Source organism: Methylobacterium sp. Leaf465, assembly GCF_001424705.1.
Classification (GTDB): Bacteria; Pseudomonadota; Alphaproteobacteria; order Rhizobiales; family Beijerinckiaceae; genus Methylobacterium.
In genome coordinates this window covers 52,875-70,103 of sequence record NZ_LMRA01000046.1, presented here as the reverse complement: position 1 = coordinate 70,103, position 17,229 = coordinate 52,875, and the positions used below count along the sequence as shown (strand labels likewise).

The following is a 17,229-nucleotide window of genomic DNA, read 5'->3' as shown; positions in this document are numbered from 1 at the left end:
GCTTGGCCAGTGCGGAACGCCCCGAGCGTGGCCGTCCCGTCCTTAAATCAGCCGCCTTGTGCAGCGCATCTGCCACGCTCCGGCGCGCGGTCTCGGCTATGACCGTGCGGCCCTCCGCGCCACGACCCCACTCCCGGTATCCCGGCCCGCATGAACATCATCCTGATCAAGCTGTTCGCCACGGCGCTGACGCTCAGTCAGGTCACGACGCGGCCGGATGCGGTGAAGACGCAGTTCGATCCCGTGGCCGACAAGGCCCAGGTGGTGCAGATCCTGCGCGACGGCTGCGCCCACATGCGCAAGGCCTTCGACATCGAGGACATCAACCTCGACGAGCTGATCTCCACCGCCATGGAGGACCCCAGCGCGGTGGCGGGCGCGAGCGCCCCCAAGATCCTGCACGGCCTCGACATCGGCGAGCTCAACGTCAGCTACCGCCAGTTCTGCAAGGGCGAGACCCCCAAGGACTCGCCCTTCGACGCCGCCGAGGTCATCGCCTTCTACAACAAGGCGGTGGCCGACCTGCCCTCGGCCGAGGCCCTGAAGGAGCGCAAGCTCCCCGGCGCCTCCCTGATCCTCGACGGATCGGGCAAGCGCTACGCCGAGGCCTTCGAGGCCAACGGCCGGCGCCTCAGCGTGCCCATCGCCGAGGTGCCCACGATGGTGCAGAAGGCCTTCGTGGCGGCCGAGGACAAGCGCTTCGAGACCCACCGGGGCATCGACGAGCGCGGGGTGATCCGCGCCTTCATCGGCAACCTCGCCTCCCCGGGCCGCCCGGCCGGCGGCTCCACCATCACCCAGCAGGTGGTCAAGAACCTCTCGGTCGGCGACGACGTCACCTACGAGCGCAAGATCCGCGAGATGATCGTGGCCTCCCGCCTGGAGCACATCCTGGGCAAGCCGCAGATCCTGGAACTCTACCTCAACGGCATCTATCTCGGCCGCGGCGCCTACGGCATCGAGATGGCCGCGCGCAGCTATTTCGGCAAATCGGTGGGCCAGCTCACCGTGCCGGAGGCCGCGCTGCTGGCCGGCATGCCCAAGGGCCCGAACTTCTACAGCCCCGACAAGTACCCCGACCGGGCGCGCGAGCGCCGGGCCTACGTGCTGGCGCGCATGAAGGAGGAGGGCGTCATCACCGAGGCGCAGCTCGGCGAGGCCGCCAACGCGCCCCTTGGCCTGAAGCCGATCGACGCGGTCCGGCGCGATTCCGGCTTCTACTTCGTCGACCACCTGGCCCGGGAGGTGCGCACCTTCGCGGGCGTCGACTCCCTCACCGCCGCCAGCCACGTGGTGCGCTCCACGATCAACGCCGGCCTGCAGACCGCCACCGAGACCGCCCTGCAGGAGGGCCTCTCCACCTACGAGCGCGCCACCGGGCGCGCCCGCTACGAGGGGCCGGAACTCAACCTCGCCGAGGCCGTGCGCAAGCTCGAGGCCGCGATCCCCGCCGCCGAGGCCTCGCCCCTGGGCGTCCCCCTCCTCACGGGCGATCCGGTCAAGCCGGTCGCTGCCCCGGCTCCGAAGCCGGCCCCGAAGACGAAGGCGGAGCGCAAGGCCGCCGCCGCCGCCGAGAAGGCGGCGGAGCAGGCCGCGTCCAAGGTCGAGCGCCCCAAGCCGGCCTGGCAGCGGGCGCTGGAGACCGCCCGGCCCGTCCTCTACGACGTGCACTGGCCTCTGGCCGTGGTCCTGGATCCCGGGCGCGGCGGCACCGCGAAGGTCGGCCTCGCCGACGGCCGCACCGCCAGCCTCGAGCCCGGCCCGGCGCGCGGAAAGCTCCAGCCCTACGACGTGGTGCGGGTCAAGCTGCGCGATCCGAACGCGAAGGCGCCGCGCGCCGACCTGCGGGTCCGGCCGAGCGTCCAGGGCGCCGCCCTGGTGCTGGAGAACCGGACCGGGCGCATCCTCGCCATGGCGGGCGGCTTCTCCTATCCGGTGAGCCAGCTCAACCGCGTCACCCAGACCGTGCGCCAGCCGGGCTCGACCCTGAAGCCCCTCACCTATCTGGCCGCGCTCAATGCCGGCCTGCAGCCCAACACCCTGGTGCTGGATTCCGCCATCACCCTGCCGCCCATCGGCGGCGTCGGCGATTCCTGGTCGCCCAAGAACTACGAGGGCACGGGGGCCGGGGCCACGACCCTGCGCCGGGGCCTGGAATTCTCCAAGAACCTCGTCACCGCCCGCCTGCTCCAGGGCGGCATCGCCGACAAGGCGCCGGCCAGCCTGCAGAAGGTCTGCGACCTCGCCCTGGAGGCGCAGATCTACGCCGAGTGCGAGCGCTACTATCCCTTCGTGCTCGGCGCGCAGCCCGTGCGGATGGTGGACCTCGCCGCGTTCTACGCCGCGGTGGCCAACGAGGGCGCCCGGCCCGCGCCCTACGCCCTGGAATCGGTCGAGCGCGACGGCAAGACCCTCTACACCCGCGAGGCCCGGGCCCCGACCCGGATCGGTTCGGCCGACCGGGTGGCGTTCTACCAGCTCAAGACCATGCTGCAGGGGGTGACGAACCACGGCACGGCCGCGGCGCTCGCCCGGTTCTCGTCGTCGATCGCGGGCAAGACCGGCACCTCGGAGAACGAGAACGACGCCTGGTTCGCCGGCTTCACCAACGAGATCACCATCGTGGTCTGGGTCGGCTACGACAATGCCGACGGCACCCGCCGCACCCTCGGGCGCGGGCAGACCGGCGGCCACCTCGCGGTGCCCATCGCCGGCACCATCCTCCAGGCGGCCTGGGCCAACGGCGTGCCGCGCACGTCCCTGGCCCCGCCCTCCTCGGAGGCGCGCCAGGACCTCCTCGAGGCCAGCATCGATCCGCGCAGCGGCCAGCGCGTCGACGGCGGCGGCGTCCTGGAGCATTTCCGGATCAAGGACGGCCGCATGGCCGACACCCAGTACAAGCTGCTGCCCCGCGAGACCCGGACCGCCATGCGGCCCGATCCCGAGGACGGCGACCTCGGCGCCGAGGACGACGCCCCCGACCTGGCCGGAGGCCTGTTCGGCGGCCTGCGGGGCCAGCCGGACGACGATCGGCGCCGGGCCCAGCCCGAGAGCGACCTCCTCGATCCCTACGGCGAGCGGCGCAACCGCCGGGCCCAGTCCGAGACCTACCAGCCCTGGCCGGGCACGCAGCGCTCGCCCTTCGGCGACGAGGAGGAGATCCGGCCGCGCCAGCGCCGCCGCGATCCCGACTACCTGTTCGGCGACGAGCCGCGCTTCTGAGGGCGCCCCGCCCGGGGCACGGCCCCGACTCCCTCTCCTCGACCCCCTCTCCTCGACCCCCTCTTGCCGACCTCCGAGGCCCCGACGTGCACAGACCGCTTCCGGCAACCCTTCTCCTCGCCCTCGCCCTGACGGGGGGCGCCGTCCGCCCGGCCCTCGCCCAGGAGGGCATCAAGCTCCAGCCGCCCGCAAGCCCGGCGGTCTCGGAGCGGATCAAGGACGTGCCCGCCATCGAGGCGGCCGGCGTCGCCGGGCTGAAGCCCGGCACCATCCTGTTCACCGACCATCGCGACGATCCGGCCAAGCCCGAGAACGGCCTCGTGCCCTATCTCGACTGGGGTAAGCTGCGCCCCGGCGAGCGGGCGGCCCTGGCGCCGCATCCGGGCTATGTCGAGCCCGATTACGTGCAGACCCTGAACGGCGTCGCCAAGCGCCGGCACGAGACCCTGAAGGTCTACGTGGCGCAGGGGCGCTTCGTGGTGGCCAAGGCCCCGGAGAGCATCGACCTCGCCGCCTACGCCACCCTCGGCTTCGTCGCCAAGATGGACCCGGTGATCAAGCACAAGGCCCTGAACCCAGCCGACGCGACGCCGAACAAGGACCCGGCGGCCGCCTTCGCCAAGCGCCCCGACCGGCCCTGGTGCGAGGTCGGCACCACCTGCATCGAATCGCGCTACGACCTCGAAGGCAAGCTGCCGCTGGGCGTGAAGCTCGCCAACCGGCTGGAGGACGGGGCCTCGAAGAAGATCGCCGAGTTCGTCTCGTTCCAGAGCGAATTGCGCACCCTGCCCCCGGCGGAGATCGCAGCGCTGGGCAACCTCACCAAGCTCGACACGCCGGTGACGGGCGGGCTGGAGCAGACGATCTTCTGGGTCAACCAGATCCTGCGCTTCGGCAAGTTCCTGGCGGTGTTCCAGCCCATGCCGGGCGATCCGGCCAAGACCGTGGTGACCACCTACGTGGCGCTTGCGATCAAGGGCGACGTCCTCGACCGCAAGCAGGAATATGCCCGCGTGCCGGTGCTCAAGAACCTGCTGCCGGCCCAGGTGCTGATGGGCAACTCGTCCTTCAACACCGGCACCTCGATCAGCGCCGGCCTGCCGACCTACGCCCGCAACCGCATGATCGCCTTCGCGGACGCGCTGGCGAAGAACTGAGGGTGGGGGCGGCGCCGCTCGAGTCGAAAACCCCATCGGCTTGGCCCCGCGAGGGGCTGCACCCGACCCTTTGCAGAAGTCCGGAACCGCCGCTTGCGGGCTGCACGGTTGAGCAGCGTCCTACGGCCGGGACGGGTGAATTTCTGCCCGGCTGCGATCGGATAGATCCTGGGCGAGGCGGACGTATCGATCAGGGCCGGAAGCCGGGGGAATGACAGCTCAACCTACGCCGGTCGGGCCATCAATGACCCGCCGCACGCGGCGCGCGAGTTCCAGCCGTTTATAGGGCTTATTGATGATCTCGAAATCCGTGCCACCCGCATCCGAGCGTTCCATGGATGCCTCCGCGTAGCCCGTAGTGAGCAGCACCTTGATCTTAGGCTGTCGCTCGCGCGCGGCGCGGGCCAGCATCACGCCGTTCATCCCACCCGGCATGATGAGATCGGTGAACAGGAGATCGATCCGGCGCTCGCCGTCGAGGAACTCAATCGCCGCGCGGGGGCCGTCGGCCACGATGACTTTGTAGCCGAAATCCTCCAGGATCATTCCCGCCGTCTCCGCCACGTCCGGTCGGTCGTCGACCACGAGTACCGTTTCGGTCCCGTGCCGGTCGGCGGCGCGCTGCGAGGCCCTGCGCTCGTCCTCGATCTTCTGGTCGCTTGCTGGAAAGAGCAGGCGCACCGTGGTGCCGTGCCCCACCTCAGAGTAGATCTTGACCGAGCCGCCCGATTGCTTGGCGAAACCGTAGACCATCGCGAGGCCTAGGCCTGTGCCCTTGCCTTCGCCCTTGGTGGTGAAGAACGGCTCCATCACTCGGTTCAGGATCTCGGCCGGCATACCGCTACCCGTATCGGTGACGGATACCACCACGTAGGCCCCAGGGCCGACCGTCTTGAAAAGCGCCGTATCCTCGTCCTCGATGAGGAGGTTCTCGGTCTTGACCGTGACGGACCCTCCGCCCGGCATCGCATCGCGGGCGTTCAGCAAGACGTTCAGCAAGGCGACCTCGGCCTGGGTCGGGTCGATGCGGGTGTTCCAGAGATCGGATGCGAGGGACTGCTTCAGGGTGACGTCGTCCCCCAGGGTACGCTCGGCCATCTCGCTCATGCTTTGGACGAGGCCGTTGAGGTTGAGGAGGCGCCCCTCCAATCGCTGCTTGCGCGAGAAGGCCAGAAGCTGGTGGGTCAGCTTGGCGGCGCGTTCCGAGGCGTCGCGCACCGCCTCGCCCGCCCGCCGCAATCGGCCGACATCGATGGTCGGGTGGTCGATCAGCGCCAGCATGACCTCGTTGTGACCGGAGATCACCTGTAGGAGGTTGTTGAAGTCATGCGCGATCCCGCCGGTAAGCTGCCCCAGGCTCTCCATCTTCTGTGCTTGGTGTAGACTCTCCTCTGCGTCGCGGCGGCGCGAAACGTCGAGCTGCGAGCCGAAGAAGTATACGAGGTCGCCGGCTCGGTTGAAGACCGGCGAGACGAACAGCGCGTTCCAGAACGAAGACCCGTCCTTGCGATAATTGATGATCTCCGTGGAGAACTCGCGCTGCTCCGCGATGGCGACACGCAGTTCGGTGACCACCTCTCGGTCGGTCTCAGGCCCTTGGAGGAAGCGGCAGTTCGTGCCGATAAGTTCGTCCCGGGTGTAGCCTGTCATGCGCTCGAAAGCGCGGTTGACGAAGATGATGGGATTGTCGGCCTGGTGCGGGTCCGTAACGATCATCGGCATGCGCGTCGTTTCGACGGCCGCGAAGAAGATGTCGTGATGCTGGTCGATTACGCCCGAAGGGCCACTGCCGCTGACCGGCGTCTTTGGGCCGTAGGTCTTCGGCTTCTCGGGGGAAGTTGGCAAGAAGGAACTCCGGGCTTCGAAGGACCGCCGGAGCCCTCGGTCACTCCAAACACGCCTTTATTGTATTCTCTGCGCCAGCGGAAATGCCACTGAACAAAAATTGACCAGGGCCTGAGGGTAGCAGTGTCGCACCGAGGCGCGCCGGTCAGAGCAAAGCGAATGACCACTTCAGGGGATTAGGGAAACCGCTCGCTATGGCCATTGTTGGTCGGAGGCGGAACATCCGCTTCAGGACGAAAGGTCAGGGTCCGCAAACCACTTGCAGCAGCCCTTCGCAGGTCGCGCGGATTGGGTTCTGACCCCGGCCTTCTCGGCTGAGGGGCACCCCAGCACGCCCACGCCGAACCTCTCCCCGCGAGGGGGGAGAGGGACGCGCCCTGCATCCAGGCCGTGCGTCGGGCGACGCTGGCCCGTTCCGGCTTCCGGGCGAGGTGATCGCCGACAAAGGCCCACCGTCATTCAGGATCGCCAGAGGCGCGCCCCTTCGGGTCCGGGCTCCGCTGCGCGGCCCCGGGAAGAGGGTGGGCGACGGCAACCGTTCCGGCGCGCGAACCGGTCCTTGCGATCACCCCGGCTGGACGGCGTCGGGCCACGCCGCTCCGGTTCCCCACGCGCGGTGGAGGGCGCCACCGCGATGCCCCCGTCCCTCACCGGGGAAAGGAGCACGCCCCGGGGGGGCGCCGCCCGCTCAGTTGCCGCGGCTGGCGATCGAGGGCATCGACGGCTGGGTGTACTGGCGGTTGACGTCGCGGCGGGTCTGGGTGCCGTTGGTATCGTTGGACTGGCGATAGTTGCTGGTGTCGAAGGCGTCGGAGAGACCGCTGCGCCCGCTCGGGCTGTCGGTGTTGCAGGCGCAGAGGCCGCCCAGGAGGGTGGCGGCGAGGGCGAGGGAAGCGAGGCGCATCGGGGCGGGTCCTGTGGCGAAAGCAGCGCCTGTGGTGCTGCCCGGGCCCCGCGCCCGTCAAGCGCAAGGCTAACGAATCGTCGCCGGTTCCTGCCGCACTGATGTCGCCGCGCCACGAAAATGCTCACCACCTCCGCAAGGAAGCGGCGGTTCGGGGGGTGAAGATGGGGAATCGGGGCCCGCGCAGGCTGGCGCTTTGGCCGGGAACACGCGAGACATAGGGCCGATGAGCAACGTCGTCCCCTTCCTCCGCCGCCCCGCCGCTCCGCCGGTCGTCGTCACCGACGTGGTCGCCGTCGCCGACGACCTCTTCGCGCTCCTGGAGCAGCTGGAGCTCGTGAGCGCCCGGGCCGCCGCCATGGGACGACCGGCCCGCGAGGTCGAGCGCACGGTCCAGAACCTCCTCGACGCCGTGACGGCCGTGGAACGGGCCCTCGACTGCATCGGCGAGGGCGACGAGGCCGGACAGGCGCGCTGAGGTGCGACGGGCGCCATGGGCGCGCCTGGCCCCGGTCGGCCTCTCCGCCCGACCCGTTTCGGAGCACCCATTCTTCGGGTTCCCATCAAAACAACAAAATTGTCTCACCAGGGTCTACTTCTAGACAGACGGACGCGACGGCGCTGCGCTAGAGGCCGGAGAGACAGACGGTGAACACAGCGCACTGCATGGGCCCGGCCTCCGATCCATCGACGGGCAACCTTCTCCTCGACGGCCTCCGGCCCGAGGATCGCGCGCTTCTCGACCCCCATCTCGATCGCCTCTCCCGGGACCGCGGCGAAGCCCTGTTCCAGGCCGGCAGCGACGTCACCGCCATCGCCTTCCCGTGCCGGCAGACGGTGGTCACCCTCATCGTCGCCATGCGCGACGGCCGCAGCGCCGAGGTCGCCACGGTGGGGCGCGAGGGCGCCGTGGGCGGCGTCGTCAGCAGCGGATTCCTGCCCGCCTCCACGAACGCCGTCGTGCAGATCGGCGGACCGGTCCTGCGCCTGGACGCCCTGCGCCTCCAGGAGGTCAAGCGGTCTTCCCCGGCCCTGCGCAACCTGTTCACCCGCTACGCCGACTGCCTGCTCGCCCAGGTCCTGCAATCGGTGGCGTGCAACGCCCTGCACCCGATCGAGTCGCGCTGCCTGCGCTGGCTCCTGACCCTGCAGGACCGCATCGGCACCGACGTCCTGCCGGTGACCCACGAATTGCTCGCCACCATGCTGGGCGTCCAGCGGACCTACCTCACCCGGATCCTGCGGGCGCTGCAGCAGCAGGGCCTCATCGAGGTCGGGCGCGGCCGCATCACCATCCGCAACCGCGTGCTGGCGGAGACCGCCGCCTGCGAGTGCCACGGCGTCGTCCGGCGGCACTACGAGACGGTGCTCGGCGCGATCTACGCGCCCGGTGGCGCCCTCGTGGCGGTGGAGCCGCCCCCCGATCGGCGGGAGACGGATGCGCCGCGCGAACTCGCGATATCCGAATCGGCCTGACCCTCCCCTCCGCAGAGCTTCGATCCTCCGCCCGCCCCCGATGACGCAGCCCGCCGCAGACCAGCAGCCCGGCCAGGCCCCGGACGCGCCGCCCCCGGCCGCCGGGGACGGGACGTCTGCGGGCGGAGCCGTCTTCGAGCCCGCCGGCGACTCCCCCTTCGCCCCGTCCGACGCGGCGACGCTCCTGCGCCTCGCCGCGGACTCGGCGGGCCTCGGCCTCTTTGCCTACGACCCCGCCACCCGGACCCTCCGGGGCGACGCCGGATTCCGGAGCCTGCTCGGCCTCGCGTCGCCGGGGCCGGTCGCCGACGCGGACACCGTCCTGTCGGCCCTCGACCCCGGGGATCGCGCCGCGTTGGACCGGGCGCTCGGCGCCGCCCTCGACCCGGCGGGGTCCGGGACGCTGGACTGCACGGTCCGGCGCGCGACCTCGACACGACCTCTGTGGATACGGGCGCGGGCGCGACGCGTGGTCGACCAGGACCGCCCCGCCCGCCTCGTCGGCACGATGCAGGACGTCACCGAGGCGCGGGCGGCCGAGATCGCCGCGCGCGCCACCAACGACGCCATCCGCGACTGGGACCTCGTCACCGGGGCCGTCCTGTGGAACGCCGCCCTGACCACCGCCTACGGCTGGGCGCCGTCGGAGGTCGTGCCGACCAGCGCCTGGTGGCTCGCCCAGATCCACCCGCACGATCGCCCCGGCGTCGCGGCCGGTCTCCAGGCGACCCTCGCCGGCGGCGTCGAGGCCTGGAGCCAGGAGTACCGGTTCCGGCGCGCCGACGGCACGTACGCGGAGGTCCTCGACCGCGGCTCCCTGGTCCGCGGCGCGGACGGGGCCCCCCTGCGGATGATCGCCGCGATGCTCGATCTGACCGAGCGCAACCGCGTCGGCGCCCAGTTCCGCGCGGTGTTCCAGGGCGCCAATATCGGCATCGTCCAGTTTGATCCGCGGACCGTGCGCGCCCTCGCGGTGAACGCCAAGCTCTGCGAGATCTGGGGGGCGCCGGAATCCGAGATCCTCGGCCATTCCCTCGCCCGCTGGACACCGCCCGAGGACGACGACGACCGGGCGGCGCTGCACGAGCGCCTCGCGACCGGGGCGACCCTGCAGCTCCGCCTGGAGAAGCGCTACCGGCGCATGGACGGGCGCATCATCTGGGCGCGGGTCAACCTGGTCTCGCAGCGCCTGGGCGGCGACGTCCACGCCACGGCGATGATCGAGGACATCACGGAGGAGAAGCGGGCCGATGCCCGCCGCGAGGCGCTGATCGCCCTCGGCGACCGCCTGCGCGACCTGCACACCCACGCCGACGTGGTCTCCGCCACGGCCGAGAGCCTGGGCCGGACCCTCCGGGTCGCCCGGGCGGGCTATGCCCAGGTCGATCCCGGCGGCCAGATCGCGTCGCTCAATCCGGATTGGACCGCCGAGGGGGACGCGGAGCCGACCTGCGCCGTCGGCCTGCCGACCGCATCTCGGTCGACCCTGGCCGCGAGCGTCGACCGTCTGGGGCGCGGCGACGTCATCAGCGTGGCCGATATCGCGGCAACCCCCGAACGCGTCGACGACCCGGAGGGCTATGCCCGGCTCGGGATGCGCGCCGTGATCAAGGTGCCGGTTCTCCGGCGCGGCCGCCTCGTGGGCATTCTCTACATCCTCGATCGCCATCCCCGCGATTGGAGTGCCGGCGAGATCACGTTCGCGCGCGAAGTGGCGGAGCGCGCCTGGGGCGGACTGACCCGCGTCGAAGCCGACGAGCAGCAGCGCACGTTGAACCGGGAATTGAGCCACCGCCTCAAGAACACCCTCGCGATGGTCCAGGCCATCGCCTCGCAGACCCTGCGCAACGTCACCGACGTCGAGGCGGCCAAGGAAGCCCTGGCCGCCCGTCTCATCGCCCTCGGCAAGGCGCACGACATCCTGCTCGCCGGGGTGCACGAGAGCGCCGAGATGGAGGCGGTGATGCGCGGCGCCCTCTCGATACATGACGATCGGCAACCCGGTCGCTTTGACGTCGCGGGGCCCCCAGTGCTTCTCGGATCGAAGGCGGCCCTGGCCCTCGCGCTGATGCTGCACGAGCTGGCGACCAACGCCGCCAAGTACGGTGCGCTCTCGGTTCCCGATGGGCGGGTCAGACTCCACTGGAGCCTCGACCGGGACGCAACCGCGGGTGGAGCGACCGTTCGACTGATCTGGTCCGAAGCGGACGGACCGATGGTCGTACCGCCGACGCACAAGGGATTCGGGTCGCGACTGATCGAGCGCGGCCTCGTCGGCGCCGTCGGCGGCACGATCGAGTTGGATTATCGCCCCACCGGCCTCGTCTGCCGCGTGGTGGCACCTCTGGAAGGCTTCCAGTCCAGTGGCTGATCACCCGAGGACGTGACCGGGCCGCGCCTCCTGCGCGTAACCCACGCATTGCCGCTGCACCGCACCCTGCGCTAGAGGGCGAGACCATGTGGACACGCCTTGCCCATCCCGGTCACTTCCTGCGCTGGACCCAGCCCGTGATGCCCTGGCTCGCCGGGCTGTCGGGCCTGCTCCTCGGGGTCGGTCTGTATCTCACTTGGTTCGTCGTGCCGCCCGATTACCAGCAGGGCGAGACCGTACGGATCATGTACATCCACGTGCCGGCGGCCTGGCTTGGCGTCTTCTTCTACGGTGCCATGGCGATCTCGGCCATCGGAACCCTCGTCTGGCGTCACCCCCTGGCCGACGTCGCCCAGCGCGCCGCCGCGCCGATCGGAGCGGCGTTCACGCTCATCTGCCTCGTGACCGGGTCGCTGTGGGGCAAGCCCATGTGGGGCACCTACTGGGTCTGGGATGCGCGCCTGACCTCGATGCTCGTGCTGTTCCTGATCTATTGCGGGATCATCGCCCTGTGGCGAACGATCGAAGATCCGAACCGGGCCGCGCGTGCCATCGCCATCCTGACCCTGGTCGGTGCGGTGAACCTGCCGATCATCAAGTTCTCGGTGAACTGGTGGTCGACCCTGCACCAACCGGCCTCGATCATGCGCATGGGCGGATCGTCCATCGATCCCAGCATGCTCTACCCGCTGCTCGCGATGATCCTCGCATTCACGATCCTCGGGGTCACCTTGCACCTCTATGCCATGCGCACCGAGATCCTGCGCCGGCGCGTTCGGGCCCTGACCCTACGCGAAGCCGAACGCCTCGATGCCAGCCCGTCGTCCGTACGTGGGGCGTCGATCAGCCAGGAGCCGATGGGGCAGGCGCCGATCGGTCGGGTGGTTCAAAGCCTGTGAGCTCCGCGTCGATGCGGGCCGAAGAGACCGGCACTCCGGAAACCTCACTCGTAAAGTCCCGTCCATGACCCTTGGCCACCACGCCGGCTACATCCTCGGCGCCTATGCCTTCACCGCTCTGGTGATTGGCGGGCTCATCCTGCATGCCTTGCGCGATCATCGCGCCCGGAAGCGGGAACTGGATCGGCTGCAAGGCGAGGTGATGGACGGGTCGGGAGTCCGGTCATGAGCACGCCCCAACCCTCGCTGCAGACTCCGGCACCGGTCCGGCGATCGCTTCTAGTCATCCTGCCGCTCGTCACCTTCGCAGTCCTTGCCGGAATCTTCTTTCTTCGCCTGCGCTCGGGCGCCGATCCCGCGGCCATTCCCTCTGCGCTGATCGGCAAGCCGGCGCCGGCCTTCACCCTTCCGGCGATGCCGGGCCTGATTGCGCAGGGCGCGCCGGTTCCCGGCCTCTCCCGTGCCGACCTTCTCGGCAAGGTCACGGTGGTCAACTTCTGGGCTTCGTGGTGCGCTCCCTGCCAGATCGAGCATCCGCAGCTCATGCGATTGGCGCGCGAGCCGGGCGTCCACTTGGTCGGCATCGACTACAAGGACACGCCGGAGAACGGACGTCGTTTCCTGACCCGGAACGGCGTTCCATTCCGAGCCGTGGGCCTTGATACGGAGGGACGGACCGGGATCGATTTCGGCGTCTACGGAGTGCCGGAGACCTTCATCATCGGACCGGATGGGATCATTCGCGAAAAGCTCGTGGGAATTCTGACCCCGGAGAGCTATGCCGGCGTGCTCGACAAGATCCGGTCCATCGGATCGGCGGCCTCCGTCCCGCGGTGACCCGGCGGACGCTCAGCGCCCCGCGTGGATCAGGCGGCGATACTCCGCCTCGGGCACGCCGTAGCTGTCTCCTGCCGCGGCCTTGAGCTTGTCGCGGTCCAGCACTTGGACATGCGAGCGTCGAGCCTTGATCATGCCGGCCCCCTCAAGGCTATGGATCGCCGTCGTCACGCCGGGGCGGCGCACGCCGAGCATCGTCGAGAGGAACTCGTGGGTGACGGGGAACTCGTCTCCGTCCACCCGATCGTGGCACATCAGGAGCCAACGGGCGAGGCGTTCCTCCAGGGTATGACTGCCGTTGGAAAGCGCGGTTCCGGCGGTTTGTAGATGAGCCGCATAGGCATAATGCCCGACGATCCGCCTGAGGATCCGCCGTTCCTCAACGAGGCGCCGGAATGCTGCGGCCTCGACCCGCACCGCGTCCCCCTCGATCTGTACGAAGGTCTCGTGGGGCGTCCGGTCGACATCGAGCAGTAGCGGGACCCCGACGATTCCTTCGGGACCGGTGATACACACCTCAATCCGCCGGCCCTCGGGTGTAGCGGCAACCTCCGAGGCGATGCCCGATTCAAGGAGATAGACGTGCGTGATCGATTTGTTGGCGGCGATCAGGATGTCCCGGCGCCCCAGCGCCACGCCTTCCGCAACGGATTGGATCGCCTCATAATCATCGGGGCTGAGGATGCTGAGGAGGTGATTTCGAACGTATCGCTGTGACGGCACCGGCATGAAACGTAGCGGCTCGATCGAGCAGCCGTCGAACGTCTTGCTGCTCGGACAGGGGGACAGTCGTCTCTCATAGCCGGATCCAGGTCTGAAGGAACTGCACCGGAGGGCGTCGGTACTATGCCGTACAATTTCTTGGGCCGGGCATGTCTGTGCCTGCCCCAAACGGTACGCGATCGCACGGTCGAAAACGCGATCGCGAGCAGGATCAAACCGGATGGATCCGTGACTTCGAAGCTGCGGCGCTTCCTGATTTTTCGGATCACCATAAGTCTCTGGGCGGTTGCGAATGTCGCGAGCAGTCCGTTCGACGAGGTCCCCTGCCTGAGGCAAGCCCAGTCGGACATCGCCCTGGAGATCACGGACCAATGTACCTTGATCCCGGATATTCAGGAGGTACTGGGTCGTGGCGGTTCCATTCGGTAATCACCTCGATGTCCTCACGCGACACGAGGGTTGAACGGCGCCGCGAAGCGCGTGTCTTTGCAGAGGAGCCCCGGTCCCCTGGTCTGCCATCTGAGGGTCCCGTCGTGGGTGCAGCTACGGGTAAGAATATCGAGAAGACAGGAAGGGATTCCGCGCCGATCACCGGTGAATGACGCGCCCGATGTCCGACCCGGCTGACAGGGCAATCACGGATGGAACCATGCCTCCGTCGGTTGTGGCTATATATTTTCAACTAAATCTATATTGATGTGTGACGTAACTCGTGATCCCCGTTTTCGATGAAGCACTCTATTTTTCTAGATAAGTGCTTCGTCTGATAACGGATGGAAATACAACTTGTTGTTCTCTTCACAATGCAGATTCGATATGGCATGTCCGCTTCGTCGCCCGAGGTAAGTCTGGGCTGCGGGTGACCTTGCGTTCGCACGCCCGCCTATTGATTGTCGGGGTTGTGACGTCGATCATTCTGCAATCCGAAGTTCGTAACCGCCTCCTTCGCGCGTTGCTGCCGCTCGAGTTCGAGCGTCTCCGGCCATCGCTGGTTCGTTGCTCATTCGAGCAGGGGGCCGTGCTCGAAGTCCCTGGCGAGCCGATTGCGGCCGTGCATTTTCCGGAGCCGGGCATGATCTCCGTGATCGCGCACACGCCCGACGGCGTTCAATCGGAGGCCGGGATCGTTGGGCCTGAGGGTATGATCGGCATTGCCTTGCTCAACGGTGTCGACAGAGCGCCGCACACCGCCTTCGTTCAGGTACCGTGTCGGACCCTGCGGATCGAGGCTGAGGCGTTCCGGACGGCCTTGGCCGAGAGCCGGGCGCTGCAGGCTTACTTTCTGCGTTACGCTCAGGTCTACGCCGTGCAATTGGCGCAAGCCGGTCTCTGCAATGCGCATTTCACCATCGAGCAGCGCCTCGCCCGCTGGCTGCTGATGTGTCACGACAGAGCCGACCGGGAGGATCTGCCCCTGACGCACGAGACGCTTTCATTGATGCTCGGCGTCCGGCGCGCAGGCGTGACGACCGGGCTGCGCATGCTCGAACTCGCCGGTGCCCTGAAGATGCGCCGGGGCGGTATCGGAATCCGTGATCGTGCCGCCCTCCTGGCTGTCGCCGGAGCGTCCTACGGCGTTCCGGAGGCCGAGTATGCCCGCATCCTCGGCGAGGCCTGAGGAACGCCGTCGGCTCCGCGCGATATCAGGCGGAACCTGTATCCGGCGCCTTGCGCTCATGGCGCAGGAGGAGCGGAGTCTGGGCCAACGCGAAGGCGATAGTCAGCGGCATGATGCCGAAGACCTTGAAGCTGACCCAGAAATCCTCGGTCTGAGTTCGCCAGACGACCTCGTTGATCACCGCCAGGAAGAGGAAGAATACCCCCCAGCGGAAGGTCAACTTGCGCCATCCATCCTCCGTGAGGGCGAACATCGAATCCAGCACGACCGAGAGCAGGGATTTTCGGAAGGCGAGGCCACCCAGCAGCACGAGGCCGAACAGCGTGTTCACGATGGTCGGCTTCATCATGATGAAGGTCTTGTCCTGCAGCGCCAGGGTCAGGCCACCGAACACGACCACCACCACGCCCGAAACCAGGGGCATGATGGGCAGGCGCCGCATCAGCGCATAATGGACCGCCAGGGCCGCCAGGGTGGCGGCGATGAAGGCGCCCGTCGCCACGAACAGCTTCTGATCCGGGTGAACGCCGAGGCGTTCGGCGTAGGCGTTACCGAAGAAGAAGACCATCAAAGGCCCGAGCTCGAGGGCGAGCTTCAGGAGCGGAGGGAGATGGCGACGCGGGGGGATGGCTTCGATCTGCATGGTATCCGTCATATAGGGTTCCGGGTGGCGGCTTACCGCGACACGGCGCTTCAGGGCGAGCGCCGCGTCACCCGGCGTCCAGGCCCGCGATAGCCCGGGCGAAATCTCGAGCCGCGAAAGGCTCTAGGTCCTCGACGCCCTCGCCGACGCCGATGAAGTGCACCGGCAGGCCGAACTTCGCGGCGAGTGCCACCAGGATGCCGCCGCGGGCCGTGCCGTCGAGCTTGGTCATGACGAGGCCGGTTACGTTCGCGGCCTTCGAGAACAGCTCGACTTGGCTCAGTGCGTTCTGGCCCACGGTGGCGTCGAGAACGAGAAGTACCGCATGGGGCGCTTGCGGGTCGATCTTGCGGATCACCCGGAGAATCTTTTCCAGCTCCGCCATCAGGCCCGCCTTGTTCTGCAGCCGGCCCGCCGTGTCGATGAGGAGCACATCGGTTCCCTGCGCCTTGGCCGCCTCGTAGGCATCGAAGGCGAGGCCCGCCGCGTCCGCGCCCTGCGCCCGGGCGATGACCGGCGTCTGCGTGCGCTGGCCCCAGACCTTGAGTTGCTCGATCGCGGCAGCCCGGAAGGTGTCGCCGGCGGCCAGCATCAGGGAGTGCCCTTCTGCCTTGAGCTTCAGCGCGAGCTTGCCGATGGTGGTGGTCTTGCCCGCGCCGTTGACCCCGATCATCAAGATGACGAAAGGCTTCTTCGAGGCATCGATGCGAAAGGGAATCGCCACGGGGGTGAGCGCGCGCTCCACCTCCGCCGCCAGAATCTCGCGGACGGCATCCGGAGAGATACCCTTCTCGTAGCGGCCTTTGCCTACGGCCTCCGAAATCCGAGTCGCGGTTTCGATGCCGAAATCGGCCTGGATCAGGGCGTCTTCGAGCTCCTCCAGGGTGTCGGCGTCGAGCTTGCGCTTGGTGAACAGACCGGTGACGCGCTCGGTCAGGGCCGACGAGGTCCGCTTCATGCCCCCCGTCAGGCGGCTCCACCAGCCGCGCTTGGGCTCTTCGGAAGCCCCGTCGGGCTCCGGCATGAAAATCTGAGTCGAGACTTCGGGCTCGGGCTCAGGTTCGGGCAGTGGCGCTCGTGGAACTGCCTGTGCCGGCTCGGGCGCGAAGGCTTGGCTCGTCGTGTCGGCGGGCTCGGCCCCCCGAGCGGGATCGTCCCCGGCCGTGCCGGCGGGCGGGCGCTCCTTGGCGCCTTCCACGGGCTGGAGGTCGGCGCCCTCGAGTTCGTCCGGGATCGCGTTCTTGTCCGGTGTCCCCTCACCCGGCTCGCCGGGTGGTGGCGGGACGTGGGAGACGTCCGTCGCGGCCGTGGCGAAGTCCGGTTGGCCCTCGGACAGCGAGGCGGGGGAGTCGACGGGCAGCGCAGCCGGTTCGACCACCGGCTCGACGACGGACTTTCGGGCCGGTTTGGGATCCGGCGGTTGAACCGGCACCGGAGCGGGCCGCTCCTCCTCCTTGGTGCCGAACATCTTGCGCAGCAGCCAGCCCGGCCTCTTGTCTTCGCTCATTCCCGCTTGCTCCCCGGACCCGGCATG

Annotated in this window: 14 protein-coding genes; 9 read left to right on the top strand and 5 right to left on the bottom strand. The window is 68.6% G+C overall.

Annotated features, from left to right (window positions below; genetic code table 11):
• Nucleotides 1–150: 150 nt before the first annotated feature.
• On the top strand, nucleotides 151–3,222 hold the full coding sequence (locus tag ASG51_RS20040) for a transglycosylase domain-containing protein (RefSeq protein ID WP_056382651.1): 3,072 nt from the start codon (nucleotides 151–153) through the stop codon (nucleotides 3,220–3,222).
• Nucleotides 3,223–3,308: 86 nt separating this feature from the next.
• The gene (locus ASG51_RS20035) at nucleotides 3,309–4,379 is read left to right on the top strand and encodes a hypothetical protein (protein ID WP_056270401.1); all 1,071 of its coding nucleotides are present in this window, start codon (nucleotides 3,309–3,311) and stop codon (nucleotides 4,377–4,379) included.
• 219 nt (nucleotides 4,380–4,598) lie between these two features.
• On the opposite strand, the gene ASG51_RS20030 is transcribed toward ASG51_RS20035, so the two are convergent.
• Together ASG51_RS20030 and ASG51_RS20025 are read right to left on the bottom strand one after the other, a co-directional pair.
• A complete protein-coding gene (locus tag ASG51_RS20030) occupies nucleotides 4,599–6,224 on the bottom strand; it encodes a hybrid sensor histidine kinase/response regulator (RefSeq protein ID WP_056382649.1) in 1,626 nt (541 codons plus the stop codon).
• Between the two features lie 688 nt (nucleotides 6,225–6,912).
• Nucleotides 6,913–7,128: a hypothetical protein gene (locus ASG51_RS20025; protein WP_056220003.1), complete on the bottom strand. Its 216-nt coding sequence runs from the start codon at nucleotides 7,126–7,128 to the stop codon at nucleotides 6,913–6,915.
• 226 nt (nucleotides 7,129–7,354) lie between these two features.
• Between ASG51_RS20025 and ASG51_RS20020 the strand changes: the two genes are divergently transcribed.
• The 6 genes from ASG51_RS20020 (at nucleotide 7,355) to ASG51_RS19995 (ending at nucleotide 12,711) form a co-directional block, all read left to right on the top strand.
• A complete protein-coding gene (locus tag ASG51_RS20020) occupies nucleotides 7,355–7,606 on the top strand; it encodes a hypothetical protein (RefSeq protein WP_056220000.1) in 252 nt (83 codons plus the stop codon).
• 188 nt (nucleotides 7,607–7,794) lie between these two features.
• Entirely contained in the window at nucleotides 7,795–8,604 is an 810-nt protein-coding gene (locus tag ASG51_RS20015) for a Crp/Fnr family transcriptional regulator (RefSeq protein ID WP_056219997.1), read from the top strand.
• Nucleotides 8,605–8,644: 40 nt separating this feature from the next.
• The gene (locus tag ASG51_RS20010; RefSeq protein WP_082514143.1) at nucleotides 8,645–10,975 is read left to right on the top strand and encodes a PAS domain-containing protein; all 2,331 of its coding nucleotides are present in this window, start codon (nucleotides 8,645–8,647) and stop codon (nucleotides 10,973–10,975) included.
• An 86-nt stretch (nucleotides 10,976–11,061) separates the two neighbouring features.
• Nucleotides 11,062–11,874 (top strand): heme ABC transporter permease, encoded by an 813-nt coding sequence (locus ASG51_RS20005; RefSeq protein WP_056382647.1) that lies wholly within the window; start codon nucleotides 11,062–11,064, stop codon nucleotides 11,872–11,874.
• Between the two features lie 64 nt (nucleotides 11,875–11,938).
• Nucleotides 11,939–12,103 carry a heme exporter protein CcmD gene (gene ccmD, locus ASG51_RS20000; RefSeq protein WP_056219992.1) on the top strand — a complete coding sequence of 55 codons (165 nt, stop codon included), beginning with the start codon at nucleotides 11,939–11,941 and terminating at the stop codon, nucleotides 12,101–12,103.
• Nucleotides 12,100–12,711 carry a DsbE family thiol:disulfide interchange protein gene (locus ASG51_RS19995; protein WP_056382644.1) on the top strand — a complete coding sequence of 204 codons (612 nt, stop codon included), beginning with the start codon at nucleotides 12,100–12,102 and terminating at the stop codon, nucleotides 12,709–12,711. The genes ccmD and ASG51_RS19995 overlap by 4 nt, the downstream gene beginning before the upstream one ends.
• A gap of 12 nt (nucleotides 12,712–12,723) precedes the next feature.
• Here the strand turns inward: ASG51_RS19995 and ASG51_RS19990 are convergent, their stop codons facing one another.
• Nucleotides 12,724–13,440, bottom strand: coding sequence for a Crp/Fnr family transcriptional regulator (locus ASG51_RS19990; RefSeq protein WP_056382642.1), 717 nt, complete (start codon nucleotides 13,438–13,440; stop codon nucleotides 12,724–12,726).
• Nucleotides 13,441–14,299: 859 nt separating this feature from the next.
• Between ASG51_RS19990 and ASG51_RS19980 the strand changes: the two genes are divergently transcribed.
• Entirely contained in the window at nucleotides 14,300–15,052 is a 753-nt protein-coding gene (locus tag ASG51_RS19980) for a Crp/Fnr family transcriptional regulator (RefSeq protein WP_244480203.1), read from the top strand.
• A 25-nt stretch (nucleotides 15,053–15,077) separates the two neighbouring features.
• On the opposite strand, the gene ASG51_RS19975 is transcribed toward ASG51_RS19980, so the two are convergent.
• A complete protein-coding gene (locus ASG51_RS19975; RefSeq protein ID WP_056220417.1) occupies nucleotides 15,078–15,695 on the bottom strand; it encodes a septation protein A in 618 nt (205 codons plus the stop codon).
• Between the two features lie 67 nt (nucleotides 15,696–15,762).
• Nucleotides 15,763–17,202 (bottom strand): signal recognition particle-docking protein FtsY, encoded by a 1,440-nt coding sequence (gene ftsY / locus ASG51_RS19970; RefSeq protein WP_056382641.1) that lies wholly within the window; start codon nucleotides 17,200–17,202, stop codon nucleotides 15,763–15,765.
• Nucleotides 17,203–17,229: the final 27 nt, after the last annotated feature.

Coding starts and splice junctions, on each gene's coding strand:
- ASG51_RS20040 (WP_056382651.1), top strand. CDS start 151: ATGAACATCATCCTGATCAAGCTGTTCGCCACGGCGCTGACGCTCAGT.
- ASG51_RS20025 (WP_056220003.1), bottom strand. CDS start 7,128: ATGCGCCTCGCTTCCCTCGCCCTCGCCGCCACCCTCCTGGGCGGCCTC.
- ASG51_RS20020 (WP_056220000.1), top strand. CDS start 7,355: ATGAGCAACGTCGTCCCCTTCCTCCGCCGCCCCGCCGCTCCGCCGGTC.
- ASG51_RS20015 (WP_056219997.1), top strand. CDS start 7,795: ATGGGCCCGGCCTCCGATCCATCGACGGGCAACCTTCTCCTCGACGGC.
- ASG51_RS20010 (WP_082514143.1), top strand. CDS start 8,645: ATGACGCAGCCCGCCGCAGACCAGCAGCCCGGCCAGGCCCCGGACGCG.
- ASG51_RS20005 (WP_056382647.1), top strand. CDS start 11,062: ATGTGGACACGCCTTGCCCATCCCGGTCACTTCCTGCGCTGGACCCAG.
- ccmD (WP_056219992.1), top strand. CDS start 11,939: ATGACCCTTGGCCACCACGCCGGCTACATCCTCGGCGCCTATGCCTTC.
- ASG51_RS19995 (WP_056382644.1), top strand. CDS start 12,100: ATGAGCACGCCCCAACCCTCGCTGCAGACTCCGGCACCGGTCCGGCGA.
- ASG51_RS19990 (WP_056382642.1), bottom strand. CDS start 13,440: ATGCCGGTGCCGTCACAGCGATACGTTCGAAATCACCTCCTCAGCATC.
- ASG51_RS19975 (WP_056220417.1), bottom strand. CDS start 15,695: ATGCAGATCGAAGCCATCCCCCCGCGTCGCCATCTCCCTCCGCTCCTG.
- ftsY (WP_056382641.1), bottom strand. CDS start 17,202: ATGAGCGAAGACAAGAGGCCGGGCTGGCTGCTGCGCAAGATGTTCGGC.